At 67.0% G+C, this 25,776-nt stretch carries 27 protein-coding genes; 2 read left to right on the forward strand and 25 right to left on the reverse strand.

What is annotated here, in order from left to right; all coding sequences use genetic code 11:
* Positions 1-35: 35 nt before the first annotated feature.
* The 25 genes from HDC94_RS09560 to HDC94_RS09680 form a co-directional block, all read right to left on the reverse strand.
* Positions 36-620 carry a Trp biosynthesis-associated membrane protein gene (locus HDC94_RS09560; RefSeq protein WP_179497002.1) on the reverse strand — a complete coding sequence of 195 codons (585 nt, stop codon included), beginning with the start codon at positions 618-620 and terminating at the stop codon, positions 36-38.
* Positions 617-2,137, reverse strand: a complete 1,521-nt coding sequence (locus HDC94_RS09565) for an anthranilate synthase component I (protein ID WP_179497003.1) — start codon at positions 2,135-2,137, stop codon at positions 617-619. Before HDC94_RS09565 ends, HDC94_RS09560 begins: the two co-directional genes overlap by 4 nt.
* On the reverse strand, positions 2,130-2,504 hold the full coding sequence (gene hisI / locus HDC94_RS09570) for a phosphoribosyl-AMP cyclohydrolase (protein ID WP_179497004.1): 375 nt from the start codon (positions 2,502-2,504) through the stop codon (positions 2,130-2,132). Before hisI ends, HDC94_RS09565 begins: the two co-directional genes overlap by 8 nt.
* Positions 2,501-3,253: an imidazole glycerol phosphate synthase subunit HisF gene (gene hisF, locus HDC94_RS09575; protein ID WP_179497005.1), complete on the reverse strand. Its 753-nt coding sequence runs from the start codon at positions 3,251-3,253 to the stop codon at positions 2,501-2,503. The genes hisI and hisF overlap by 4 nt, the downstream gene beginning before the upstream one ends.
* A gap of 1 nt (position 3,254) precedes the next feature.
* Positions 3,255-4,094 (reverse strand): ATP phosphoribosyltransferase, encoded by an 840-nt coding sequence (hisG, locus tag HDC94_RS09580; RefSeq protein ID WP_179497007.1) that lies wholly within the window; start codon positions 4,092-4,094, stop codon positions 3,255-3,257.
* A 42-nt stretch (positions 4,095-4,136) separates the two neighbouring features.
* Entirely contained in the window at positions 4,137-4,400 is a 264-nt protein-coding gene (locus tag HDC94_RS09585) for a phosphoribosyl-ATP diphosphatase (protein WP_179497009.1), read from the reverse strand.
* A gap of 71 nt (positions 4,401-4,471) precedes the next feature.
* Entirely contained in the window at positions 4,472-4,846 is a 375-nt protein-coding gene (locus HDC94_RS09590) for an FKBP-type peptidyl-prolyl cis-trans isomerase (RefSeq protein ID WP_179497011.1), read from the reverse strand.
* Positions 4,847-4,858: 12 nt separating this feature from the next.
* Positions 4,859-5,524 carry a ribulose-phosphate 3-epimerase gene (gene rpe, locus HDC94_RS09595; RefSeq protein ID WP_179497013.1) on the reverse strand — a complete coding sequence of 222 codons (666 nt, stop codon included), beginning with the start codon at positions 5,522-5,524 and terminating at the stop codon, positions 4,859-4,861.
* 3 nt (positions 5,525-5,527) lie between these two features.
* A complete protein-coding gene (locus HDC94_RS09600; RefSeq protein ID WP_179497015.1) occupies positions 5,528-6,886 on the reverse strand; it encodes an RsmB/NOP family class I SAM-dependent RNA methyltransferase in 1,359 nt (452 codons plus the stop codon).
* Entirely contained in the window at positions 6,883-7,803 is a 921-nt protein-coding gene (gene fmt / locus HDC94_RS09605; protein WP_179497017.1) for a methionyl-tRNA formyltransferase, read from the reverse strand. The genes HDC94_RS09600 and fmt overlap by 4 nt, the downstream gene beginning before the upstream one ends.
* Positions 7,804-7,861: 58 nt before the next feature.
* A complete protein-coding gene (locus tag HDC94_RS09610; RefSeq protein ID WP_179497019.1) occupies positions 7,862-9,826 on the reverse strand; it encodes a primosomal protein N' in 1,965 nt (654 codons plus the stop codon).
* 2 nt (positions 9,827-9,828) lie between these two features.
* On the reverse strand, positions 9,829-11,025 hold the full coding sequence (gene metK / locus HDC94_RS09615) for a methionine adenosyltransferase (protein WP_179497021.1): 1,197 nt from the start codon (positions 11,023-11,025) through the stop codon (positions 9,829-9,831).
* A gap of 56 nt (positions 11,026-11,081) precedes the next feature.
* Positions 11,082-12,269, reverse strand: a complete 1,188-nt coding sequence (gene coaBC, locus HDC94_RS09620) for a bifunctional phosphopantothenoylcysteine decarboxylase/phosphopantothenate--cysteine ligase CoaBC (protein WP_179497023.1) — start codon at positions 12,267-12,269, stop codon at positions 11,082-11,084.
* Between the two features lie 41 nt (positions 12,270-12,310).
* On the reverse strand, positions 12,311-12,571 hold the full coding sequence (gene rpoZ, locus HDC94_RS09625) for a DNA-directed RNA polymerase subunit omega (RefSeq protein ID WP_179497025.1): 261 nt from the start codon (positions 12,569-12,571) through the stop codon (positions 12,311-12,313).
* Positions 12,572-13,528, reverse strand: coding sequence for a guanylate kinase (gene gmk, locus HDC94_RS09630; protein ID WP_179497027.1), 957 nt, complete (start codon positions 13,526-13,528; stop codon positions 12,572-12,574).
* Positions 13,525-14,364 carry an orotidine-5'-phosphate decarboxylase gene (gene pyrF / locus HDC94_RS09635; RefSeq protein ID WP_179497029.1) on the reverse strand — a complete coding sequence of 280 codons (840 nt, stop codon included), beginning with the start codon at positions 14,362-14,364 and terminating at the stop codon, positions 13,525-13,527. Before pyrF ends, gmk begins: the two co-directional genes overlap by 4 nt.
* Positions 14,357-17,659, reverse strand: a complete 3,303-nt coding sequence (gene carB, locus HDC94_RS09640; RefSeq protein ID WP_179497032.1) for a carbamoyl-phosphate synthase large subunit — start codon at positions 17,657-17,659, stop codon at positions 14,357-14,359. The genes pyrF and carB overlap by 8 nt, the downstream gene beginning before the upstream one ends.
* Entirely contained in the window at positions 17,659-18,804 is a 1,146-nt protein-coding gene (carA, locus tag HDC94_RS09645) for a glutamine-hydrolyzing carbamoyl-phosphate synthase small subunit (protein WP_179497041.1), read from the reverse strand. Before carA ends, carB begins: the two co-directional genes overlap by 1 nt.
* Positions 18,801-19,277 carry a hypothetical protein gene (locus tag HDC94_RS09650; protein ID WP_179497043.1) on the reverse strand — a complete coding sequence of 159 codons (477 nt, stop codon included), beginning with the start codon at positions 19,275-19,277 and terminating at the stop codon, positions 18,801-18,803. Before HDC94_RS09650 ends, carA begins: the two co-directional genes overlap by 4 nt.
* A gap of 10 nt (positions 19,278-19,287) precedes the next feature.
* Entirely contained in the window at positions 19,288-20,610 is a 1,323-nt protein-coding gene (locus HDC94_RS09655; protein WP_179497044.1) for a dihydroorotase, read from the reverse strand.
* A complete protein-coding gene (locus HDC94_RS09660; RefSeq protein ID WP_179497046.1) occupies positions 20,607-21,551 on the reverse strand; it encodes an aspartate carbamoyltransferase catalytic subunit in 945 nt (314 codons plus the stop codon). Before HDC94_RS09660 ends, HDC94_RS09655 begins: the two co-directional genes overlap by 4 nt.
* On the reverse strand, positions 21,548-22,075 hold the full coding sequence (gene pyrR / locus HDC94_RS09665; protein ID WP_179497048.1) for a bifunctional pyr operon transcriptional regulator/uracil phosphoribosyltransferase PyrR: 528 nt from the start codon (positions 22,073-22,075) through the stop codon (positions 21,548-21,550). The genes HDC94_RS09660 and pyrR overlap by 4 nt, the downstream gene beginning before the upstream one ends.
* A 62-nt stretch (positions 22,076-22,137) precedes the next feature.
* The gene (locus HDC94_RS09670; protein WP_218870888.1) at positions 22,138-22,911 is read right to left on the reverse strand and encodes an ABC transporter permease; all 774 of its coding nucleotides are present in this window, start codon (positions 22,909-22,911) and stop codon (positions 22,138-22,140) included.
* A 128-nt stretch (positions 22,912-23,039) separates the two neighbouring features.
* Positions 23,040-24,068: an aliphatic sulfonate ABC transporter substrate-binding protein gene (locus tag HDC94_RS09675; protein WP_179497050.1), complete on the reverse strand. Its 1,029-nt coding sequence runs from the start codon at positions 24,066-24,068 to the stop codon at positions 23,040-23,042.
* 16 nt (positions 24,069-24,084) lie between these two features.
* Positions 24,085-24,912 (reverse strand): ABC transporter ATP-binding protein, encoded by an 828-nt coding sequence (locus HDC94_RS09680; protein WP_179497052.1) that lies wholly within the window; start codon positions 24,910-24,912, stop codon positions 24,085-24,087.
* A 113-nt stretch (positions 24,913-25,025) separates the two neighbouring features.
* On the opposite strand from HDC94_RS09680, the gene HDC94_RS09685 reads away from it, so the two are divergent.
* Both HDC94_RS09685 and HDC94_RS09690 read left to right on the forward strand, forming a co-directional pair.
* A complete protein-coding gene (locus tag HDC94_RS09685; protein WP_179497055.1) occupies positions 25,026-25,226 on the forward strand; it encodes a hypothetical protein in 201 nt (66 codons plus the stop codon).
* Positions 25,223-25,768, forward strand: a complete 546-nt coding sequence (locus HDC94_RS09690) for a glycoside hydrolase family 16 protein (RefSeq protein ID WP_179497056.1) — start codon at positions 25,223-25,225, stop codon at positions 25,766-25,768. The genes HDC94_RS09685 and HDC94_RS09690 overlap by 4 nt, the downstream gene beginning before the upstream one ends.
* The last annotated feature ends 8 nt before the right edge of the window (positions 25,769-25,776 follow it).

The raw sequence follows: 25,776 nt of genomic DNA on the forward strand, positions 1-25,776 counted from the left end.
TCCGTTCGTTGGGGTGCTCGTCAATTCTAAGGGGATCACCGGGCTCCCGATGTCGGATCGCGGCCCTCACTGAGGGCGTCCCAGACGTCGGCGGGGGTTTCCTCCCCATCGGCATTCTCCAGGCGCACGGCTTGGAACCGGCGGGGCGAGCCACCCCATGATCGGGAGGTCACGATGACGACAAGGCCGAGGATCACGATCAGCGACCCGATCACCATCGTGACAGTGGGCCAGGCGGTCGGTGAGATGCTGGCGACAAGTTCACGTAGTGATTGGGAGCCCGCGAGGCCGGTGGCCTCGGAGATCGTCGAGGTTGCGGCGGAGATGGGATCCGCGACGGCGATGACACCGGAGGCGATGACCAGACCACCGATCGACACGGCGAGAACGCCCAGGATGATGCGGAAGACGGGGCCAGCGATCGACAGCGCGCCGACGAGCGCGAGCACGCTCAGGCCGAGCGCCGCGAGCCCGCCCGCTGCAGCCTCTCCCGGCACGACGACCTCGTCGCCAGTGGTGAGGGTGACGGAGTACCAGTCCTGTGTCCACGCGAGGAGGGCCAACGCGCCGAGCACGACGCCAGCCGCCAGAATCGAGTACTTGAGCCTGCGGCCGTTCATGGCACGCGACGAAGGGCGTTCGCGACCGCGACGGCCCGGAGCGGCGCAGCAGCCTTGTTCTGGGACTCCTCGAACTCCGCGTCCGGGTCTGAGTCCGCCACCAGGCCGGCGCCGGCCTGCACGCGTGCGAGTCCGCCGGCGATCACGGCAGTCCGAATAGCGATCGCGAGGTCGGCATCCCCGGCGAAGTCGAAGTAGCCGACCACTCCCCCGTAGACCCCGCGCTGGGCGGGTTCGAGGTCATCGATGATCTCGAGGGCACGCGGCTTCGGCGCGCCCGAGAGCGTTCCCGCCGGGAAGGTCGCGCGGAAGACATCGACAGCGTTCGCCGCCGGGCGCAGGTTGCCCTCGACAGACGAAACGAGATGCATGATGTGGCTGAAACGCTCCACCTGCATGAACTCGGTCACCTCGACGGAGCCCGCCCGGCAGACCTTCTGGAGGTCGTTGCGTGCGAGATCGACGAGCATGAGGTGCTCGGCCTTCTCCTTGTCGTCGGCCAGCAGCTCATCGGCGAGGTCGAGATCGCGCTCGGGTGTCTCCCCGCGCGGACGCGATCCTGCGATGGGATGCATGTAGACGCGGTCCCCGGTCACTTTGACCAGGGCCTCCGGACTCGAACCGATGATCGAGTACGACTCTCCCTCTGGCGACACGAGGCTGAGGAAGTACATGTACGGCGACGGGTTGAGCGTGCGCAGCACACGGTAGACATCGAGGGGCTCCGCCGAGATCTCGTGGTCGAACCGCTGCGAGATCACGACCTGGAAAACGTCGCCGTCCACGATGTGCTGCTTCGAGCGCTCCACGGCCGCAACGAACTCGTCCTTCGTGACGCGATGGGTCGGTGACGGTGCGATGCTGAGATCGACGTGGGCAAGCGCCGCCTCCGATGGCTGCGCGAGACCCTGCTGCAAGTGATCGAGACGCGTTTGGGCGTCGTCCCACAACTCCGATTCGTCCTGGACACCGTCGCCGAGTGCCGTCGCGATCAGCTGCACCGTGCCGAAGCGGTGATCCAGCACGATGAGTTCGGAGACGAAACCGAGTGCCTGACCGGGAATCGCGAAGTCAGCGGGCGGCGCATCGGGCAACCGTTCGAGTTGACGGATCGCCTCCCAGCCGATGAAACCCACGAGACCACCGGTGAGGGGCGGGTGACCCTCGACGCGCGGCGTCGACCAGCGGGAGTACAGGTGTGCGACCGCGTCAAGCGGGGTAGCGGGGATACCACCCAGGGCACGCTCGGCGGAGAGCCCGTAGTCGAGCCACACGGGCGCGTCATCCTGCTGCGTGAGTACACCGAATGTGGAGACGCCGACGAAGGAGAAGCGGGACCAGATGCCGCCCTGCTCCGCTGATTCCAGGAGGAAAGTGCCTGGACGCCCGGCCGCGAGCTTGCGGTAGATGCCCACCGGGGTCTCGCCGTCGGCGAAGAGTTCACGGATGACGGGAACGACACGATGCCCTGCCGCGATCCTGGCCCCGAAATCCTCACGGGTGGTCGTGTTACTCATCGATACCCCCGATCATCGGTTCCAGCGGGTCGACATCGAAGCACGCGTGCGCGCCCGTGTGGCATGCGGGACCGTGCTGCTCGACGGTCACGAGAAGTGTGTCATCGTCGCAGTCGAGTGCTGCGCCGCGGACGAGCTGGATGTTGCCGCTCGTGTCGCCCTTGCGCCAGTACTCCTGCCGACTGCGACTCCAGAATGTCACCCTGCCCTGGGTCAACGTGCGACGCAGAGCCTCACGATCCATGTATCCGAGCATGAGGACGTCCCGAGTCGACTCCTCCTGAATGATTGCGGGGAGCAGGCCATCCTTGTCGAAGGTCACCCGGTCGAGCACCTCGACCACGCTCTCGTCGGTCAGTTGGCTCATCGTGTCACCACTCCAGCATCGTCCAGTGCGCTCTTGATCTCGCCCACGGTCAGTTCTCCATTGTGGAACACGGACGCCGCGAGCACGGCATCGGCACCTGCAGCGATCGCCGGCAGGAAGTCGTCGATCGCGCCAGCTCCACCGCTCGCGATGACGGGCACCGAGCTGATCTCGCGCATTGCGGTGACGAGTTCGAGGTCGAAGCCGTCCTTGGTGCCGTCGGCGTCGATCGAGTTGACGAGCAGTTCCCCCGCACCGCGCTCAATGGCCTCCGCGGCCCACTCGAGCGCATCGATGTCGGTGTCCGTGCGCCCGCCGTGTGTTGTGACGATGAAACGTCCTCCTGAGCGTCGCACATCGAGGCTGAGGACGAGCACCTGCGCACCGAAACGATCGGCGATCTCCCCGATCAGTTCCGGACGTGCGATCGCCGCGCTGTTGACGCCCACCTTGTCGGCGCCGCTCGCGAGCAGACGCGACACGTCCTCGGGGCTCCGCACTCCCCCGCCGACGGTCAGCGGAATGAAGACCTGCTCGGCGGTCGCGCGCACGACATCGTACGTCGTGTCACGGTTGTCGACGGTTGCCGTGACATCGAGGAACGTGATCTCGTCTGCACCCTGCTCGTAGTACTTGCGCGCGAGTTCGACGGGGTCACCGGCATCCCGAAGATTGAGGAAGTTGACGCCCTTGACGACACGACCGGCCGCCACGTCGAGACACGGGATGACCCGGACTGCGACACCCATGTCAGATCCGAGCCGCGTGGATGGCGCTCACGAGGATCGCCCGCGCACCGACCTCGTGCAGGGCGTCCATGACCTCGTTCGCGTCACTCCTCGGCACCATCGACCGCACGGCGACCCACTCCGGGTCGTGCAGCGGGCTCAGCGTCGGGCTCTCGAGGCCGGGCGTGATGCGGGTTGCGGCCTCGAGGTGGGTGAGCGGGACGTCATAGTCGACGAGCACGTACTGTCGCGCAACGAGAACGCCCTGGAGCCGGCGCTGGAGCGTGCCGATACCCGGGAGGTCGGGCGTTGCACTGATGAGCACGGCAGACGACTCGAGAATCACAGGCCCGATGATCTCGAGCCCCTGGGCGCGCAGGGTTGAACCGGTCGACACGACGTCGGCCACGGCATCGGCCACTCCGAGCTTGACAGCGGATTCGACGGCACCATCGAGCGAGACGATCGAGACCTGGACTCCGTGGCGCGCGAGGAAGTCGCCCACGAGAGCTGGATAGCTCGTCGCGACACGAACACCCTCGAGGTCAGACAGTTCCGAGAAGCGCCCGGGAGGGGCGGCAAACCGGAAGGTCGAGTCGCCGAAGTCGAGCGAGGCGATCTCCTTGGCCTCGCTGCGCGAGTCGAGCAGGAGGTCGCGGCCGGTAATGCCGACGTCGAGCGCGCCAGATCCCACATAGGTGGCTATGTCGCGCGGGCGCAGGTAGAAAAACTCGACATCATTGCGAGCGTCGAGCGCGCTCAGGGCTCGCGGGTCACGTCGACCGGTGTAACCGGCCTCCTGCAGCATCTCCGCGGCAGTCTCACTCAGCGATCCCTTGTTGGGGACGGCAATTCTCAGCATTTCTGGCTCCTGGTCAGGGGTGGAAGAGTTCGGTGGGCACCTCTACAGATGTCGCCAGACATCCGTGGGCGCCAGCCCCTTTGCGACCATCAGGACCTGCAGGTGGTAGATCAGTTGCGAGATCTCCTCGGCGGTCTCGTCCGCCGTCTGGTACTCGGCGGCCATCCACACCTCTGCGGCCTCCTCGACGATCTTCTTGCCGATGGCATGCACGCCGCCATCCAGCAGCTCGACCGTGCGCGACCCCTCCGGGCGCGCGGCGGACTTCTGCTCCAGTTCGGAGAAGAGTTCGTCGAAGGTTTTCACGGGTTAACAGTATCGGCTGGCCGGGGGTGGTCCCGGCCAGCCGATGACGTACAGCTGGTGAACTCGACGGGCTAGCGAACACCCAGGAGGTCGATGACGAACGTCAGCGTGCGGCCGGACAGGCGGTGCCCGCCACCGGCGGGGCCGTAGGCGAGCGCCGGCGGGCAGATGAGCTGGCGGCGTCCGCCGACCTTCATGCCCGGGATGCCGTCCTGCCAGCCCTTGATCAGGCCGGAGAGCGGGAACTCGATGGACTGCCCGCGGCTCCATGAGGAGTCGAACTCCTCGCCGGTCTCGAAGTCGACTCCGAGGTAGTGGACGTCGACGGTCGAGCCGGGCTGCGCCTCTGCGCCGGTGCCCTCGATGATGTCGATGATGACGAGTTCGGTGGGCTCGGGGCCTTCGTAGAACTCGACTTCTGGCTTGGTTCTGGGTGAATCGGTCATGATCCCAGTCAATCAGACTTCGTGCTGGTGACCGGATGCCAGGGCCCGCAGCTCCGCGATGTTGACGTCGGGGTCCCCCGAGCCATACACCGCAGACCCAGCGACGAAGGTGTCAGCCCCAGCGGACCTCGCCGTGGCGATCGTGGACAGGTCGATGCCACCGTCGACCTGGAGCCAGACGCTCGAGCCCGCGGCATCCGCGGCATCCCGAACCTGCTGCACCTTCGGCATCATGTCGGCCATGAAGCTCTGTCCACCGAAACCGGGCTCGACCGTCATGACGAGGACCTGGTCGAATTCGGCGATGTCGTCGAGGTAGGGCGCGGCATCCGTGCCTGGCTTGAGCGCGATCCCCGCGCGTGAGCCGAGTGCTCGGAGTGCGCGCGCGAGTTCGACAGGCTTCTCGGTGGCCTCCGCGTGGAACGTGACCGAGGCGGCGCCTATCTTGGCGTACTCGGGTGCCCACCGGTCCACGTTCTCGATCATCAGGTGAACGTCGAGCGGGATCGGCGAGACGGCCTGGATGCGCGTGACCATCTGCGGGCCGAAGGTGAGATTCGGCACGAAGTGATTGTCCATGACATCGACGTGCACAAGATCGGCTGTGGAGATGCGTCGGAGATCCCGCTCCATGTTCACGAAGTCGGCGGCGAGGATGCTGGGGTTGATGCGAACCATGGATCAGGCCTTCGTCAGGAGTTGGATGAACATGGCGTCGGTGCCGTGGCGGTGCGGCCAGAGCTGCACGTGCTCCCCCTCGGGAAGGTCGAGCGGTTCCGACGTGATGGAGGCGAGCACCTCCTGCGTGTTGATGCGCGTGACGTTCGGAAGAGCGCGGAGCACGGATGCGACGATCGCCTTGGTCTCCGCCGCGTGCGGGGAGCACGTGACGTACGCGAGCACTCCGCCCGGCGCGAGGGCATCGAGCGCAGAGGTGAGAAGGGCCGCTTGCAGCCCGCCTAGACCTGCGACATCGCTCGGCTGCTTGCGCCAGCGCGCCTCGGGACGGCGGCGGAGGGCTCCCAGCCCCGTGCAGGGTGCGTCGACGAGAATCCGATCGAACCGACCCGGATAGTCCGCTCCGATCTGGCGACCGTCACGCTCCCACACCTCGATGGTGGGATCGACCGCAGCGAGGGCATTGCGCACGAGCCCCGCGCGGGCCGGAACCGGTTCATTGGCGGTGAACGTGGCCCCGCCGGCAGCTGCCTCGGCCGCAAGCAGGGCGGACTTGCCGCCCGGGCCAGCGCAGAGATCGAGCCAGCGCTCGCCAGGCGTGATCGGGCGTGCACGGGAGAGCGCAAGAGCGGCGAGCTGCGACCCCTCGTCCTGCACACGGGCCCGGCCCTCGGAAATCGCGGGAACACGTGAGGGATCGCCGTGGTCGAGCCTCACACCAACGGGTGAGTACTCCGCGGGCGTGCCCGGTAGTTCGACGCGGTGCGAGAGACCCGGCAGAGCTGTGGCAGACACCCTCGGTGGCACGTTGTCGGCGATGAGAGCACTCTCGAGCTCCGCTTCGCGCCCCTCGGCCGTCAGTACCTGCCGGATGGCGCGGACGATCCACAGCGGATGCGAGTACTCGAACGCGAGCGCCTCCTCGCCCGAGCGCGCCGTGGCGAGAACGCGCTCGCGCCAGGTGTCCGCGTCGGTGCGACTGATGGTGCGCAGGACGCCGTTCGTGAAGCCCACGGCAGAGCGGGATGCCACGGTCTTGGCGAGCTCAACGGATTCATCGACCGCGGCATGGGTGGCCACGCGCATCGAGAGCAGCTGATGACACGCGAGCCGCAGCACGTCGAGCACCGGCGGGTCGATGGTGCTCACATCCCGACCGGCGGCGAGGGCGATGACCCGGTCGTAGTACCCCTGCATGCGTAGTGTGCCGTAGGTCAGTTCTGTCGCGAGCCCTATATCCGCGTCGGACAGCCGGGCGCGGGAGATGCGCACGGGAAGCAGCAGGTTCGCGTAGGCGTCGGACTCGCGCGTGGCGAGGATGACGTCCAGGGCGATGCTCCGCGCCGTCGAGACCCGGCTCACGATGCACTCACTTCGCCGCGAGCCGGGCGGCCACGCCACCACGAGCCAGCGTCCATCGCCTTGCGGCCCGCGGGATGCACGGAGAGAAGCTCGAGCGGCGCCGACCCCGTGCCGACGAGAACCGACTTGACCCGGAGCTCGAATTCGCCGGGCGCCAGCGGCGGTGAGTCGTGCGCGATGGCAGCCTCGAGCACCTTCAGCCGCGCGCCATCCACCGTCGTGAACGATCCGGGCTCCGGCGTGAGTCCTCGAATCAGGTCGTGTACGACCTGCGCGGGGCGTGTCCAGTCGATCTCGCCGTCCGCGAGCGACAGCTTGGGGGCGTAGGTGACCTCGCCGACCTGCGGCTTCGCTCGCGCGGACCCCGAGGCGAGGTCGTCGACCACGCGCACCAGGAGTTCCGCGCCGGATTCGGAGAGTTCCTCCAGGAGGCTGCCGGAGGTGCGGTGCTTGCCGAGCGGAGTCGACATCGTGGCCAGGATGTCACCGGCATCGAGTTCGGGAACGAGCTGGAACACCGTGGCTCCCGTCACGTCATCGCCCGCGATGATCGAGTGCTGTACTGGTGCGGCACCGCGCCAGCGCGGGAGCAGCGAGAAGTGCAGGTTGATCCACCCGAGTCGGGGTGCCGACAGCAGGGGCTCGCGCACGAGACCGCCGTAGGCCACGATCACACCGAGGTCCACCCGCAGCCCGATCACCTCATCCGCGACATCCCCGGAAAGCCGGTTCGCACGGATCACGGGCAGGCCGAGCTCCTCGGCGCGAGCGGCTACGGGAGTCGGGGTGATGGTGCCTCGGCGACCCTGGGGCGAATCCTCGCGCGTGATCACTGCGACGATCTCATGCGTCGAACGGGCGAGAGCCTCAAGACTCGGGACCGCGGCAGCGGGGCTGCCGGCAAAGACGATCCTCATGCTCCCATTCTCCCCTGCGCCGGGGGGTGTTCGATGACCATGGCGCCGAGGTGGCGCACTACTGCTCGAGGAACGGCTCGAGATCGTCGAAGCGCACCTTGAGCAGCGGGGTCGTGGGGCGACCGCCCTTGGCGCTACGGCGGCCCGTCGCGGAGCGGATCACCTCCGCGCGGAGAGTGGCGGCGACCTCGGCCCCCTTCGAGTAGTCGAAGCGGATGATCGTGCGCACGGTTGAGGGGGCGACATCCACTGGCCCCAGGATGTCCGCGGGGTTGCCGTCGACCGCCTCGACTGCTCGTGTGACCGCCTCGAGCGTTCCGGTAGCGGTCGCGACTCTCACGGCCGGCGGGAAGCGCAGCGCGCGGCGATCCGCGAGTTCCGACCGCACGAAAGCCGACTGTTGCCACGTCACGAGGGCCGTTGCGAGGGCACCCCCGACGCCCACGAGCATGGTCGGCGCTCCCGGCGCTGCCAGTGCGATCGCGTTCGACCACCACCGCAGGCAGTCCTCGGCCACCCTCAGCGACTCTCGGGCGATCATCTGCTCCCCATCGAGCAGGAGCACGGCCCGGTATCCTCCGGCTGCCGTGGGTTCCGCGCCGCGCGTGGCGATCACCAGCGCAGGGCGCGCATCCACCGCCTGTACCGGATGCTCTCCGTCGGCGACGATCACCCGGGTGCCGGGGAACGCGCGACCGAGGTCCTCGGCCGTTCTCGACGTGCCGGCCGCCCCCGCGGGTCGAAGACGCGTGCCCTCGCAGTGGGAGCAGGTCCAGTCGACGGCCAGCGCGCCACACCAGGAACACGAGGGAACAGAGCGCTGGTTCCTCTGCGCGAGAGGGCCGGAACATCGAAGGCATCGCGCGGTCTGGCCGCAGTCGACGCAGGCGAGGCGCGGCGAGTAGCCGGGGCGGGCCACCTGTACGAGGACCGGGCCCTGACTGAGAGCCTCCCGTGCGGCGCGCCACGCACTCGAGGGAATCCGTGCTCGTTCCGCGAGCGGATCACCGCCGGCCTGCTGGGCGGTCGGTACGACCTTCGGGAGGACCCGCGGACTCGGCTGGACGGCGGTGACCCACCCCAGTTCCACGAGTCTCTCCACCTCGGTGCTGCGTGAATGCGACGCGAAGATCAGTGCGCATCCTTGCTCCTCCTGCCGGAGCAGCGCCGCATCCCGTGCGTGGACGTAGGGCGCCAGGGGTTCGCTGTGCAGGGGGTCGCCGTCATCCCACATGGCGATCAGACCCAGCTTTCGTGCTGGCGCGTAGACCACCGAGCGGTTGCCCACGATCACTAGCGGGTCGGGACCGAGACATCGCAGGAACCCGCGGTAGCGGTCGGGATTCGACTGGCGAGCATCCAACCTGACGATCGACTCGGGCGGGAGCAGCGACGTCAGGGCCGCCTGGACCTGATCCTGGTCGCGATAGTCGGGAACTACGACGATCGCGGACTCCCCCGCCGCGATCGTGGCAGCGGCCGCCTGCGCGAGCGTCAGAGCCCACGTCCCCACCCACGTGTTCTCGGCAACCTGCGTCACACGAGGCACAGCATCGAGGGCCAGGCGTCGCCGTTCGGTGATCGCCGATTCGATCGTGCCAACGCCATAGTGATCGATGGGCGGCGCCACGACGACGGGCAGCGGACCGGACCCGACGTCAGCGAGATAGGCCTTCTCGACGCGAACCTGGCGGCCGGGCACGGCAAGACGCAGGATGTCGCTGGCCGAACCGGCCGCGCGATCCGCTGCTCGGCGGGCGAGCATCCAGACCTCCGGTGTGAGTACCGGGATCGGCGAGGTCACGCCCTCGAGGGCGCTCAATGTGCCCTCGTAGTCGCCACCGCTCGTCACCTCGACAACGAAGCCATCGGCGATGCGCCCCGCAGACCGGAGAGGGACGCGTACCCGGATTCCCGGGACCACCTGGTCCGCAAGCGTGTCGGGGATCGCGTAGTCGAACAGCCTGTCGAGCTGCGGCAGCGGCGAATCGACGACGACCCGCGCGATCCGTGCCGCACTCACCCTTAGAGTCCGGCTGCGCTGCGCAGGGGCTCGACGCGGTTCGTGCGCTCCCACGTGAAGTCGGGAAGTTCACGGCCGAAGTGGCCGTAGGTCGCGGTCTGAGCGTAGATCGGCCTCAGCAGATCGAGCTCACGGATGATCGCTCCCGGGCGCAGGTCGAAGACCTCGTCGATCGCGGCGATGATCGCATCTTCTGCAACGTGCGCCGTGCCGAACGTCTCGACGTACAGCCCCACCGGATGCGCCGTGCCGATCGCGTACGCGACCTGGACCTCCAGGCGGTCCGCAAGCCCCGCGGCCACTGCGTTCTTGGCGACCCAGCGCATCGCGTATGCGGCAGAACGGTCGACCTTCGACGGGTCCTTGCCGCTGAACGCGCCGCCACCGTGACGGGAAGCCCCGCCGTAGGTGTCGACGATGATCTTGCGACCGGTGAGACCCGCGTCACCCTGCGGGCCGCCGATCTCAAAGCGCCCGGTCGGGTTGATGAGGACGCGGAGGTCCGACGTGTCAAGATCGGTGCGGTCGAGGACGGGACGGATCACCAGCTCCTCCATCTCGGCGCGCAACGCGGCGGTCGACACGCTCGGGGAATGCTGTGTGGAAAGTACGACCGTGTTCGCCGTTCGAGGCGTTGCGCCCTCGTAGCCGATGGTCACCTGGGTCTTGCCGTCCGGCCGCAGGTAGTCGACGATGCCCTCGTGCCGCACCTCGGCGAGGCGCTCGGCCATGCGGTGTGCGAGCCAGATGGGGAGAGGCATGAGCTCGGGGGTCTCGCGGGTCGCGTAGCCGAACATGATGCCCTGGTCGCCCGCGCCCTGAACGTCACCGGCATCCTCGCTCGCGTTCTCGCGCGCCTCGTATGCGGAGTTCACGCCCTGTGCGATGTCGGGCGACTGCCCACCGATGGAGATCGACACCCCGCAGGACCGACCGTCGAACCACACGTCGGACGACGTGTACCCGATCGCCGTGATGCGTTCACGAACGATGGACGGGATGTCGACGTAACCCGATGTGGTGACCTCGCCAGCAACATGCACGAGGCCGGTGGTCACGAGCGTCTCCACCGCAACACGAGCGTGCGGGTCCTCTGCGAGAAGCGCATCGAGAATGCTGTCGCTCACCTGGTCGCAGATCTTGTCGGGATGCCCCTCCGTCACAGACTCAGAGGTGAAGAGGCGCAGCGAGTTGCTCACAGGGGGACTCCAGGCACGTCAGCGATGGGACAACAGTGGATGTCAGCGGGCCCGGCTCAGTACGGACGTGCGATCAGGTCGAGAACATGATCGGCTACCGATCGTTTGGAGCCGCTGGCTTCGCCCACTATATCTCCGGCACGATCGATGATGACGACCTCGTTGCCCTCCGTTGCGAAACCCTCGGACCAACCAACCCTGTTGACGACGAGAAGGTCGCAGCCCTTGCGGGCGACCTTTCCGCGCGCCAGCGCAAGCAGCGCCTCCGGGTCCTCCTCGGTCTCGGCCGCGAACCCAACGATGATCTGGCCTACGGGCCGACGCTCGACCAACCCGTGCAGGATGTCGGGGTTCTTCACGAGACGTAGGTCGAGTACATCGCCCTGCGTCTCCTTCTTGATCTTGCCCTCAGCGACGGTCTCAGGCCGGTAGTCCGCCACGGCAGCGGCCATGATCACGACGTCCGCGTCGGTGGAGGCGGCTGCCATAGTCGCCTCAAGCTCGAGTGTCGTGGACACCTTCTGGATCGTGACGCCCCGCGGGGCCGCGATCTCGAGGTTCGCCGTCACCAAGGTCACGGCGGCGCCGCGTGCTGCGGCCGCCTCGGCGAGTGCCACGCCCTGCCGCCCGCTCGAACGGTTGCCGATGAAACGCACCGGATCGAGGGGCTCGCGCGTGCCGCCCGCGCTGATGGTGATGCGCCGGCCGGCGAGGTCCTGCGGGCGAGTGATCGACAGTGCCGCAGCGACGATGTCGTCGGGCTCTGACATCCTGCCCGGTCCTGAATCGCGTCCGGTGAGCTGCCCCGAAGCCGGACCCACGACCGTGATGCCCCGGCCGCGCAGGGTCGCGATGTTCGCGACCGTCGCGGGGTTCTGCCACATCTCCGTGTGCATCGCTGGCGCGATGACCACCGGAGCAGTGCTGGCGAGGATCGTGTTGCCCAGGAGATCGTCGGCGAGGCCACTCGCGAGCTTCGCGATCGTGTTCGCGGTTGCGGGTGCCACGACAATGAGATCCGCGGCCTGGCCGATCGCGACGTGCCGCACCTCGGCCACACCCTCGTACAGATCGCTGTGAACGGTGTTGCGGCTGATCGCCTCGAGAGTCGGGCGTCCGACGAACCGCAGCGCGTTCTCCGTCGCCACGACATGGACATCGTGGCCCGCGAGCACAAGCGCACGAACGACAGAGACCGCCTTGTACGCCGCTATTCCGCCGGTGATTCCGACGACGACGTTCATGACGGTCCCTGTGTCTCGCGATGAACTATGGCTCGCGGCGATTACTCGCCGGAGAGACGCTTGAGCTCGAGCTTGTCCTCGTTGATCTCGTGAAGGGCAACCGAGAGCGGCTTGTCGTCGATTGTCGAATCGACGAGCGGGCCCACGTTGTCGAACAGGCTTCCCTCGTGGAGGTCGGCGTAGTAGTCGTTGATCTGGCGGGCGCGCTTCGACGCGAAGATCACGAGCTGGTACTTGGAGTCGACCTTGGAGAGCAACTCGTCGATGGGCGGGTCAATAATCCCGGCGTGCTTGTCGGTCACTTAGTGCTCCTCAATTGGGGGTGTGGCTGCTCGCTCTGGCGGCGCCATCGGGGAATAAGTCCTCGCGCTCACGGGCGCATCCATCAATTCTACGACTTCCCGTGCAGCTTCGCTCACTTCGGTGTTCACGACACGGGCGTCGAACTCATTCTGGGCAGCCAACTCGACGCGTGCGGTGTCGAGTCTGCGCTGCTGTTCCTCGGCATCCTCCGTGCCCCGACCAGTGAGCCGACGGACCAGTTCCTCCCAGGTCGGCGGCAGCAGGAAGACCAGGAGCGCATCCGGCATGGCACGTCGCACGGAACGGGCGCCCTGCAGGTCGATCTCGAGCAGAACGCGGCGGCCGGCGGCGAGGGCGGCATCGATCGGCGGACGCGGAGTGCCGTAGCGGTAGGAGTTGTGCACCACGGCCCACTCGAGCAACTCGTTGTTCGCGATCTTGCGGTCGAACTCCTCGTCGCTCACGAAGTAGTAGTGGACGCCGTCGATCTCACCCGGCCGGGGCTTGCGAGTGGTCGCCGACACACTCAGCAGGACGTCCGGATAGTGCTCGCGAATGTACCCGGAGACAGTCCCCTTGCCCACCGCCGTCGGACCGGCGAGCACGGTGAGTCGTGCGGGCGCCGGGGTGTCCCGTGCCTCGAGGAACTCGCCAAGGCGTTCGCGCTGCCGCACGCCGAGGCCGCCCAGCCGCTTGCGCGGCGAGATTCCCAGGCGCTCGAGTGTGCGGTCTGCCCGCGCAGGTCCGAGACCGGGGATGCTCGTCAGGAGCTCGCGCACCCGGAGGCCACCCTCCGGTGTCTCGGTGTCGTTCCACGCGGTCGTTGCCACATCGAGCGCTGTGCGGCGGCGGGACGAGACATCCTGCTTCACAGCCGCTCGCGCACGACGGGCCGCCACCGCGGCCTTCGAGGCGGCAACCCTGTCGACCTCTGGCGGATCCGGGCGGGGACTCACAACGCCCCCCGGACCTCGTCGACGGCGGAGAGTAGCGCATCGGACAGCCGCTGCGGGCCCAGCTTCAACACGCCGCGGCCCACGTTGGCGATGACCCCGGGGGCCGCGACGCCGAAGGTCGCGGCGATGTCCGTGAGAGATGCACCCTGCTCACCGTATCCCGGGGCGAGAATCGGAGTGCCCGCCAGGGTAGCGGGATCGAGTCCGAGCTCGTCGAGAACGAGGTTCCCGCCGATGACGACACCGACCGAACGCAATCCGGCCCCTGTGCCGAACGCCCCGACCTCGTCCACCACCTGGCGAGCGACAGTTGCTCCAGCGTGTAAACCGACACGCACCTCGGCCGTCTGGGTGGCCAGCGCTTCGGGATTGCTCGTGGCGGCGAGGATGAAGAGCCCCTTGCCCGAGGCTCCTGCCAGATCGATAACGCCTCGTAGTGACTCGACTCCCTGGTAGGCCACGACCGTCATCGCATCCGCCTCGAGTGGTGAGCCCGGGGAGAGCCAGGCCTGGCCGTAGGCCTCTACGGTGCTCCCGATGTCTCCGCGCTTGGCGTCCGCGATCACGAGAAGACCCGCATCCCTGGCCGCCCGAACGACCTGTTCGAGAGCGAGGATGCCGGCTCCCCCATGGCGCTCGAAGAAGGCGACCTGGGGCTTGACGACGCCAACACTGCCCGCCGCTGCATCCACTGCCCGAAGGCCGAACTCCTGTGCGCCCTCGGCCGTGTCGTCGAGGCCCCACTGCTCCAGAAGGAACGGGTGGGGGTCGATGCCGAGGCAGATCTGGCCGAACGTGCCGAGAGCGGATTCGAGTCGCGCGCCGAAATCAACCACGCGCAAGCCGATCCTCGCGGTCGCGCGCGTAGTCCTGGAGCGACCTCACGTCGAATCCGTCCTGGATGGCCTCGAACGATGCGACAGCGGCGGCGAGCTGCGCGATCGTCGTGAAGATCGGCTTGTCCGCAGCCACAGTCGCCGTACGGATCTCGTAGCCATCGGCGCGCGCGCTGCGTCCGGACGGCGTGTTGATCACGACATCCACCTCACCCGCATTGATGAGCTCGACGATCGTCGGCTGGTCGGGAACGATCTCCTGGCCCATCGAGTACTTGCGTACGACACGAGCCTCGATGCCGTTGCGTGCGAGCACCTCGGCGGTGCCCTCGGTCGCGAGGATGTCGAACCCGAGCTGGCTCAGTCGTAGGACGGGGAGCACGATCGCCCGCTTGTCGCGGTCGGCGACGGAGACGAAGACGGTTCCGGATGCCGGCAGCCCGCCGTACGCGGCCTCCTGGCTCTTCGCGAACGCCTTCGGGAAGTTCGAGTCGATACCCATGACCTCACCGGTCGAGCGCATCTCCGGGCCGAGAACGGAGTCCACGACGTAGCCCTCGACGGTACGGAAGCGCTTGAAGGGCAGCACGGCCTCCTTCACCGAGACGGGTGCGTCCATGGGCACGATCGACCCGTCCTGCTCGGGCAGCAGACCGGACTCGACGAGCGAGCGGATGCTGCGGCCGACCATCACGAGCGACGCGGCCTTGGCGAGCGGGATCCCGAGCGCCTTCGACACGAACGGAACGGTACGGGAAGCGCGCGGGTTGGCCTCGAGCACGTACAGGATGCCCTGGCCGATGGCGAACTGCACGTTGAGCAGGCCGCGCACGCCAATGCCCGCGGCGATCGCCGTCGTGGCCTCGCGAACGCGGTCGATGATGTCGCGGCCGAGAGTCACCGGTGGCAGGGTGCACGCGGAGTCACCCGAGTGGATCCCGGCCTCTTCGATGTGCTCCATGATGCCGCCGATGTAGAGCTCCGTGCCGTCGTAGAGCGCGTCGATGTCGATCTCGATCGCGTCATCCAGGAACCTGTCGACGAGGAGGGGTGAGCCGGGTCCGATGATGGCCTGGTCGCGCACCCTGTCGAAGTAGTCGACGAGCGACTCGGTGTCGTACACGATCTCCATGCCGCGCCCGCCGAGCACGTGGCTCGGGCGCACGAGGACCGGGTAGCCGATACCTTCGGCAATCGTGACGGCCCCGGTGAGGTCGACGGCGGTGCCGTTGCGGGGCGCGAGGAGTCCGGCGGATTCCAGGATGCTCGAGAAGAGGCCGCGCTCCTCCGCGAGGTCGATCGCCTCGGGCGTCGTGCCGAGGATGGGTACACCGGCATCCTTGAGCCCCTGAGCGAGCCCGAGTGCGGTCTGGCCTCCGAGCTGGACGACAACACCCACGAGTTCACCGGACTGGCTCTCCGCGTGGATGATCTCCAGGACGTCCTCGAGCGTGAGCGGCTCGAAGTACAGGCGGTCGCTCGTGTCGTAGTCGGTGGACACCGTCTCGGGGTTGCAGTTGATCATGATCGTCTCGAAGCCCGCGTCCGAGAGCGCGAAGCTCGCGTGAACACACGAGTAGTCGAATTCGATGCCTTGCCCGATGCGGTTCGGACCGGACCCGAGGATGACGACCTTGCGACGATCACTCGGAGCGACCTCGGTCTCGGAGTCGTAGCTCGAGTAGTGGTACGGGGTGAGCGCGGGGAACTCGCCAGCGCACGTGTCGACCGTCTTGTAGACGGGTCGCACGCCGAGCTGCCAGCGCAGGGCGCGAACCTCCGCCTCGGCGATGCCGCGGAGCTGGGCGATCTGGACGTCGCTGAACCCGTGGTCCTTGGCGAGCCGGAGAAGGCTCTCATCCAGTGGCCGGAACGAGGAGATCTCGATGGCCACCTCGTTGATGAGCGCGATCTGGTCGACGAACCAGGGATCGATGCCCGTCGCCTCGAAGACCTCCTCGACGGTCGCGCCCGCGCGCATCGCCTGCTGGACCGTCACGATGCGCCCGTCGGTCGGCACGCTCGCGATCGCGAGCAGCTCCGCCTTGTCGCCGGGCTCGCCCTCCCAGTGGAAGCTGCTCCCCCGTTTCTCGAGCGAGCGGAGCGCCTTCTGGAGAGCCGTAGAGTAATTGCGTCCGATGGCCATCGCCTCTCCGACGGACTTCATCGTGGTCGTCAGCCTGGTGTCCGCCGCCGGGAACTTCTCGAACGCGAAGCGGGGCACCTTCACGACCACGTAGTCGAGTGTCGGCTCGAAGCTCGCGGGCGTGACCTTGGTGATGTCGTTGGGGATCTCATCGAGGCGGTAGCCGATGGCGAGCTTGGCAGCGATCTTGGCGATCGGGAAGCCTGTCGCCTTGGATGCCAGGGCACTCGAGCGGGAGACGCGCGGGTTCATCTCGATGACGATCACGCGGCCGGTCTTCGGATCGATGGCGAACTGGATGTTGCAGCCACCCGTGTCCACGCCGACAGCGCGGATGATGTCGATGCCGATGTTGCGCAGGTTCTGGTACTCGCGGTCGGTGAGCGTCAGAGCGGGCGCCACGGTGATCGAATCACCCGTGTGAACGCCGACCGGGTCGACGTTCTCAATCGAACACACGACGACGGTGTTATCGGCCGTGTCACGCATGAGCTCGAGCTCGTACTCCTTCCACCCGAGGATCGACTCCTCGAGGAGCACCTCGGTGGTCGGGCTCTGGTGAAGGCCATCAGTGACCATGCGGATGAGTTCCTCGCGACTGTACGCGAAACCGGATCCCAGTCCACCCATGGTGAAGCTCGGGCGGATCACCAACGGGTACCCGAGGTCCTCAGCGAACTCGACGGCTTCCTCGACGGTGTGAGCGATGTACGACTTGGCAACGTCGGCACCGGCATCCAGAACCAGCTGCTTGAAGATCTGGCGGTCCTCGCCCTTGTTGATGGCCTCGAAGTTCGCACCGATGAGTTCGACGTCGTACTTTTCGAGGATGCCGTGGTTGTGGAGCTCGATGGCGGCGTTGAGGGCCGTCTGTCCACCCAGCGTAGGAAGGATCGCGTCGGGCTTCTCCTTCTGGATGATCGTCTCGATGACCTCCCACGTGATGGGCTCGATGTACGTGGCATCCGCGAAATCCGGGTCGGTCATGATCGTGGCCGGGTTGGAGTTGACGAGGATGACGCGCACGCCCTCCTCGCGAAGCACACGACACGCCTGCGTGCCGGAGTAGTCGAACTCCGCCGCCTGGCCGATCACGATGGGGCCTGAGCCGATCACGAGGACCGACTGGATGTCACTGCGCTTCGGCATTACTTGGTGTCCTTCCGGTGCGCGAGCACCATGTCGCGGAAGCGGTCGAAGAGGTAGTTGCTGTCATGGGGACCGGCTGCAGCCTCCGGGTGGTACTGCACCGAGAAGGCGGGGATGTCGAGCGCACGGAGCCCCTCCACGACGTTGTCGTTGAGGTTGACGTGACTCACTTCGACCCGTCCGAAGCCGGTGGTCGACTCGAGGATGTCACCGATCTCCGCCTCCACAGCGAAGCCATGGTTGTGGCTCGTGACCTCGATGCGACCGGTCTCGCGGTCCAGTACGGGCTGGTTGATGCCGCGGTGTCCGAACGGGAGCTTGTAGGTGCCGAAGCCGAGGGCGCGCCCGAGGAGCTGGTTGCCGAAGCAGATGCCGAAGAATGGAACGTCATGGCGCAGGATGCCCTGCAGAAGCTCGACATGTTGGTCGGAGGCGCCGGGGTCGCCCGGGCCGTTCGAGAAGAACGCGGCGACGGGGTTGATCGCGAGAACCTCGTCGAGGGTCACCGACTGGGGAAGCACGTGCACCTCGAACCCGCGTGCGGCAAGGTAATTGAGCGTCGAGGTCTTCACACCAAGGTCAAGGACCGCAAGGGCTCCGAGCAGCTCACCCTCCGCGGGGATGACGTAGCCGTCGGCCGTCGAGACCTCCGCGGAGAGATTTCGCCCCGCCATCTGCTCGCCCTCGAGCACGAGAGATAACTGCACCTCCGGGTCGAGCGTCGCGTCGGCTCCGGAGAAGACTCCCCCGCGCATCGCCCCGGCATCCCTGATGCGGCGGGTGACTGCACGAGTGTCGATGCCGGAGATCCCCACGACGCCCTGCGCTGTGAGGTCGTCGTCGAGGGAGCCCTTCGCCCGATAGTTCGACACGATCCTGCTGGGATCCCTGACCACGTACCCGGACACCCAGATCTGTGAGGACTCCGGGTCCTCGTCGTTCACGCCGGTGTTCCCGATGTGCGGTGCCGTCATCACGACGATCTGACCCGCATAGCTCGGGTCGGTGAGCGTCTCCTGGTATCCGGTCATCCCCGTCGCGAACACGACCTCGCCGAGGGTACGCCCGCGGGCTCCGTAGGCGTTGCCGCGGAAGCGGGAACCGTCCTCCAGAACGAGTACTGCCGGGTCGAGGGTGCCGGTCACGAGGCCTGCCTTTCGGTGGGGATGAGGGGAGCTAGCGCAGCATCGAATCCCGAGGGGTCATCGAGGCGCAGGTAGGTGTCGACGGAGCGGGAGCCGAGCATCCACTCGACGAGTTCCAGTCCATCGGGTTCGACGACGCGATCAATGGTCCACGTCGCGCGGCGGAGGTCTCGGAGGGCGGTACGCGGAATCCACGTGTCCACCTCGCCGGGCCGAGCGAGGAGAAGTCCCTCACTCCAGACCTCAGCCGAGACATCGCTGCGAAAGCCGAGACCATGGACCGCGATGCGGTCGAGAGGGTCCCCCGATGTGGTCGTCGCAACGTACTTGCCCGTGAAAGCACCCGAATGGTCACCGCGTACTGCGGGCACCGGGACCGGCGACTCCACGGAACGCTGGCGGCGCTTGCGTGCGAACCAGCCCAGCGGGAGGAGCAGGAGCAGCACGACGAGCAGCACGAGAACCAGCGCCATCAGGATGCCCCTATCCACGCGCGCTCACCGCCCTCTCTGCAGAATCGGCCACCGCGTCGACGTCCACGAGCTCACCGTCGATGACCGTGGCGTAGCCGTCGTGGATGGTCGTGACGATGCGACCGGGAAGCTCCCTGCCGAGGTACGGGGAGTTCACCGACTTTCCGTGCAGGTCGGACACCGCGAACGAACGCCGCGCCGAGGGATCGACGAGTGTGAGGTTGGCCGGGGAACCGACAGCGAAGGGTGTGTCGTAGCCCCCGAGCAACCCGATTTCAGCGGGGCGGGACGAGAGCACTCGCGCGACATCCTCCCAGCCGAGAAGTCCCGACTCGACGACGGCTGCCTGCACCACCGACAGTGCCGACTCGAGACCCACCATGCCGTTGGCCGCCTCATCCCAGGCGCACTCCTTGGCCTCCGTCGGGTGCGGCGCGTGGTCCGTCGCGACGATATCGATTGTGCCGTCGGCGAGGGCTTCACGGAGGGCGTGCACATCCTCGTCACGACGAAGCGGTGGGTTGACCTTGAAGCGAGCGTCGTAGCCGCGCGCGAGTTCCTCGGTCAGCAGGAGATGATGCGGGGTGACCTCGGCGGTGACGGGGATGCCACGGGCCTTCGCCCAGCGCACGACCTCCACCGACCCAGCTGTCGAGACGTGGCACACGTGCAGCCGGGCACCGACGTGCTGCGCCAGGAGCACATCCCGCGCGATGATCGACTCCTCGGCCACCGCGGGCCACCCTGCGAGTCCGAGTTCGCTCGAGAGCGCACCCTCGTTCAGCTGTGCACCAACGGTCAGGCGGGGCTCCTGCGCGTGCTGGGCCACCACTCCCCCGAAGGTCTTCACGTACTCGAGAGCGCGACGCATGAGGAGGGCGTCGTGGACGCAGAATCCGTCATCCGAGAACACGCGCACCTGCGCGCGGGACTGGGCCATCGCACCGATCTCAGAGAGGTGCTCGCCCTTGAGCCCGACAGTGACGGCGCCGATCGGTCGCACCGTGACGTAGCCATGACGGTCACCCAGCGAGAGCACCTGTTCGACGACTCCCGCGGTGTCCTGCACGGGGCTCGTGTTCGCCATCGCGAACACTGCCGTGAAACCTCCGGCCGCGGCAGCCCGCGAGCCGGTGAGGACGGTCTCGCTCTGCTCGAATCCGGGCTCGCGGAGATGCGTGTGGAGATCGACGAGGCCGGGAAGGGCGACTAGTCCGTCTGCGTCGACCGTGATGGCACCGGCCGGTGCCTCCTCGACGAATCGGCCCTCGTCGATGAAGAGGTCTGTGCGGGTCCCGTCGGGCAGTGCCGCACCCTTCACTACAAAGCTCATGATTCAGTTCCAGCCAGTAGGTGATACAGCACAGCCATCCTTATCGATACCCCGTTGGCGACCTGTTCGAGCACTGTCGAGCGGGCCGAGTCTGCTGCGCCGGCCGAGATCTCGAGGCCGCGGTTCATGGGTCCGGGGTGCATGACCATGGTATCCGCTGGCAACCGCGAGACCCGGTCGTCGTCGAGGCCCCACTCGCGCGAGTACTCCCGCGCGCTGGGGAAGAATGCTGCGTTCATCCGCTCTGCCTGGATGCGCAGCATCATGACGACGTCCGGCGCGTCTGCCAGTGCGGCATCGAGGTCGTAGGACACCGTGACAGGCCACGACGAGGTCGTGACCGGGAGGAGCGTTGCCGGGGCCACGAGCGAGACGGAAGCTCCCAACGTGGAGAGCAGCCACACGTTGGACCGGGCGACCCGGGAGTGCAGGATGTCTCCGACGATCGTCACTCGGACGCCATCGAGGTCCTTGCCCCGTGATGCTCCCCCGTGCAGGCGCCGACGCATCGTGAACGCATCGAGGAGAGCCTGTGTCGGATGCTCGTGAGTGCCGTCGCCCGCATTGACGATGCCCGCGTCGATCCAGCCGCTGTCGGCGAGTACACGCGGCGCCCCCGAGGCACCGTGTCGGATGACGACGGCATCCGCTCCCATCGCCGCAAGAGTCTGGGACGTGTCCTTGAGGCTCTCACCCTTCGAGACGCTCGAGCCCTTGGCGCTGAAGTTGATCACGTCCGCGCTCAGGCGCTTGGCAGCCACCTCGAACGAGACCCTGGTGCGCGTGGAGTCCTCGAAGAAGAGGTTGACGACGGTGCGACCGCGAAGAGTGGGGAGCTTCTTGACCTCTCGGCCCGCGACATCCGACATGTCCTCCGCGATGTCGAGGAGGGTGATCGCTTCGTCGCGGCTGAGGTCGGCGGTGGAGAGCAGGTGCCTCACTGGATCGTCACCTCCTCGGTGTCGTCGATCTCGGCAAGGCGCACATTGATGCGCTCGTCGGCGGCGGTGGGGAGGTTCTTACCGACGAAGTCGGCGCGAATGGGCAGCTCACGGTGACCCCGATCCACGAGGACCGCGAGCCGCACGGCGCGCGGCCTTCCGAGGTCACTGAGCGCGTCGAGGGCGGCACGGATGGTTCGACCCGAATAGAGCACGTCGTCGACGAGAACGACGGTCTTGCCGTCGATCCCGCCTGACGGGATGTCGGTGCGAGCAGGCGCGCGCGTGGGGTTCTTCGCGAGATCGTCGCGGTACATCGTCACGTCGAGCGCGCCGACCGTGCCTGAGCCCGGTTCGATGCTGTCGAGAATCGCGCCGATGCGCTGCGCGAGAAGCACGCCGCGTGTGGGGATCCCGAGAATCACCAGATCTGAGGAGCCCCGATTGGACTCAAGGATCTCGTGGGAGATGCGAGTCAACGCTCGGGCGATGTCAGCTTGCTGCAGCACGGAGCGTGCAGTCATTCTGACCTCCTTCCCCGCCTCACAGGACGGAACTTAAAGGATGTCTGGTGACACCGAGCTTACTATCCCCAGCGCTTGAGCAGGAACCTCTCGAGTAGTCCGATGAGCGCGTCGGTGGTCTTACCGAGAACGCCTAGAAGGATGATCGCAAGGAACATCCGGTCGATACGGCCGTTGTTCTGCGAATCGACGAGGAGGAAGCCCAGACCCATCGACGACGCAATCAGTTCTGCGGCCACAAGGAAGAGCCACGACTGGGCGAGCGCGAGGCGTAGCCCAGAGACCACGCTCGGGATGACGGCCGGCAGCTGTACCTGTGCGAGCAATGACATCCGGCCCAGGCCGTAGGCCTTACCCAGCTCTACGAGCTGCGGATCGACGTGGCGGAGCGCTCCCGAGACCGTCGTGTACACGGGGAAGAGAGCGCCGATCGCGATGAGGGTCACTTTGGAGTCCTCATTGATGCTCAGGTACAGGATCAGCAGCGGCACCCACGCCAGCGAAGGCACGGCGCGGAAGCCGCCAATAGTCGGGGCCAGAAGCGCGCTGCCCCACTTCGAGAGCCCGACGAGGGCGCCAAGGGCGAGCCCCATGACGGCGCCGGCGAAGAATCCAATGAGAACGCGTTGGAGCGAGATGGCGATGTACTGGCCCAATAGGCCGTCCGCCGCGAGGTCGATACCGGCTTGGACGACCGACAGCGGCGACGGAAGCCGGTACGACTCCACGATCCCCGCGGCGGAGAGGAACCACCAGATGCCGACGAGAACAATCGGCAGGACCGCTCCCGCAGCGATCAGCCATCCTCTCGAGGTGCGGCGTGATCCTGGGTTCAGCCGCCTGCCGCCGAGCGCGGTGCCCGCGGCCGAATACCCATAACCCGATGAGTACTGCACAAGGCTCGCAGCCGGCTCCCCCTCGGAGGAGTCGGCTGCGAGCTCGTGCGTGGAACGCTCAGGCAATATCAGCCGATCCTCGAGGGGTCGGCGGCTTCGATGAACGTCGTGTTGAAGAGGGAGTCGAGCGCGTCATCGATGAGGCCCTGGTCCGCGACATCCCCGGACTCGACGAAGATCGGGCCGATGAACTCGAGAACCTTGCGCTGCTTGTCACCCGGAACCGGGTCGAGGTCGATAACCGTGCGGTCGACGAGGACGGTCTGAGCGATGGCCGGGTCGATAGCGGCAACCTCGGCGAGGATCGCGGCCGTCTCCTCCGGGTTGGCGATCGCGTACTCACGAGCCTTCTCGTACGCGTCGATCACGAGCTGTGCGAGGTCGGGCGACTTCTCGAGGAAGGACTCCGTCGCGTTCAGGAAGCCGTAGCTGTTGAAGTCGATGTTGTCGTAGATGATCTTCGAGCCTGCGGTGACGACGCTCGTCGAGAGCAGCGGGTCAAGACCCGACCATGCGTCGACGGCACCGGACTCGAGCGCTGCCTTTCCGTCGGCGTGCTGGAGGTTCTGCACGTTGACGTCGGACAGGGAGAGGCCGGCCTCGCCGAGAGCCTGAAGGAGGAAGAAGTAGGGGTCGGTGCCCTTCGTGGCGGCGATCGACTTACCGGCGAGTTCCTGGACGCTCGTGATGGACGAACCGGCGGGAACCAGGAGTGCCGCCCAGTTCGGCTGCGTGTACACCTCGATGGTCTGGATCGGCGAGCCGTTGGAACGGGCCAGCAGTGCGGCCGAACCTGCCGTCGAACCGACGTCGAGGGCGCCGGCACGCAGGCCTTCGTTGGCCTTGTTGGAGCCAGCAGACTGGATCCAGTTGATCGTCACGTCGCCGCCGGTGGCCTCCTCGAGCCAGCCCTGGTCCTTGATGATGAGGCTGAGCGGGTTGTACGTCGCGAAGTCGATGTTCAGGACATCCGAGCTCCACTCGGTTGCACTGGGGGTCTCGACATCGGTGGCCGAACCCTCGCCCTGCACGCAGCCGGTCAGCGCGAGCGCTGCGGCCGCCGCAACGGCGATCAGGGGAATGAACTTCTTGGTCATGGGTGCTGTGTTTCCTCTAGAAGGTGTGGGGCGGGTGATGGGTGGATACGCCGAGCCCCTCAAGGAGCTGGACGCGAAGATGTGCAAGTGCTGCGTCGGATCGGTCACGGGGCCGCTTGCCGGGGACGGTGATCACCGAGCGGATGACCGCGCCGCTGTCAGGCTTGTAGCCCTGTTCGACGCCCAGGAGCACGACGCGGTCGGCCAGGTACAGGGCCTCCTCGACATCGTGGGTGACAAAGAGAATGGTGGCCGCCTCTGCGGCGTGGATGTCGAGCAGGAGGTCCTGCATCGTGAGCCTGGTGAGGGCGTCGAGCGCGCCGAAAGGCTCGTCCAGGAGCAGGACGCCCGGTCCGCGGGCGAGGGCCCGAGCCAGCGAGGCGCGCTGCGCCATCCCGCCGGAGATCTGGCGCGGCCGGAGCTCTGCGGCATCCGACAGCTGCACCAGTTCGAGCAGCTCAGCAACGCGACGCTTGCCCTCGGCGCGCGGCGTGCCGTGCGGCAGCCCGAGCTCCACGTTGTGGGCGATCGAGCGCCACGGCAGGAGGCGCGGCTCCTGGAAGGCCACAGCGCATCGCTGGTCGACGCCCACGAGCGGCGTGCCACCGATCAGCACAGCGCCGCTGTCCGGGTGGTCGAGGCCCGAGACCTGGCGGAGGAGTGTCGACTTCCCGCTGCCCGACGCGCCGATCAGCGCGACGATCTCACCGGGGTTGATCTCGAGCGAGACGTCACGGAGCACGCGGCGAGGAGTACCTCCACGGGTCGCCGCAGGGAAGGTGCGGTCGACGTCCGTGAGCGACACCGCGAGGGCGCGCGTGTCGAGGGTCGTCGTGGGGGGCATGAGAAGCACGTTACGGCGACGCGGCGTGGTGAGCGAAATCGTCCGTAACGCAACGACATGATGCGGCCAGAGAAGCCTGTCCCGACGTCGGCTGCATGTGGAACGCTCTACCCATGAACGCGCAGAGGCCGGCTTTCGAGAGTCGATTCCCCGGGCAATCGCTTGACCGTTCGCAGTGGTTCGCCGCGTATCTCCCGCATTGGACGGATTCGGATGCCGCGGCCGCCCGCTATCGCGTCGCCGACGGTCTCACGCTCCTCATCGAGCCGGACCAGCCTGTGTGGCAGCCTCCGGGTGACCGTGGCTTCGGGTGAGCGCGTTGCAGACCGGCAACCGGTCCGGGCCGGTCGGCTCCACTGACGGTCTGGGGCGCCATCGCGAGGGTCTGACGGTCGTCGAGCAGGGCACCGAACTCAGGTTGGCGCTGCGCACGGGTGGTCGGGTCGAGATCCGCGCGCGAGCGAATCCGGACCCCACGGTGATGGTGGCGCTCTGGCTCATCGGTTTCGAGGAGCAGCCGGCCGAGTCCGGGGAGATCTGTGTCATGGAGATCTTCGGGCGCGAGATCGAGCAGGGAGGTGGACTCGTGGGAATGGGCATCCACCCCTGGTACGACGCAGCACTCGTCGACGACTTCGAGAAGGTGCGTGTGGACGTCGATCTCACCGAATACCACGACTACGCAGTCGAGTGGGATGCCGACCGCACGCGGTACTTTATCGACGGCATTCCCGTGAAGTCGTCGGATCAGGCACCCGCCTATCCGATGCAGCTCATGCTCGCCGTGTTCGAGTTCGAACCGGGCGGCAGTTACCCGAAAACCTTCGAGGTCGCGCGAGTACTGGCGTTCGACTGACGACGTGC

It is taken from the genome of Leifsonia sp. AK011 (assembly GCF_013410945.1).
Taxonomy (GTDB): domain Bacteria; phylum Actinomycetota; class Actinomycetes; order Actinomycetales; family Microbacteriaceae; genus Rhodoglobus.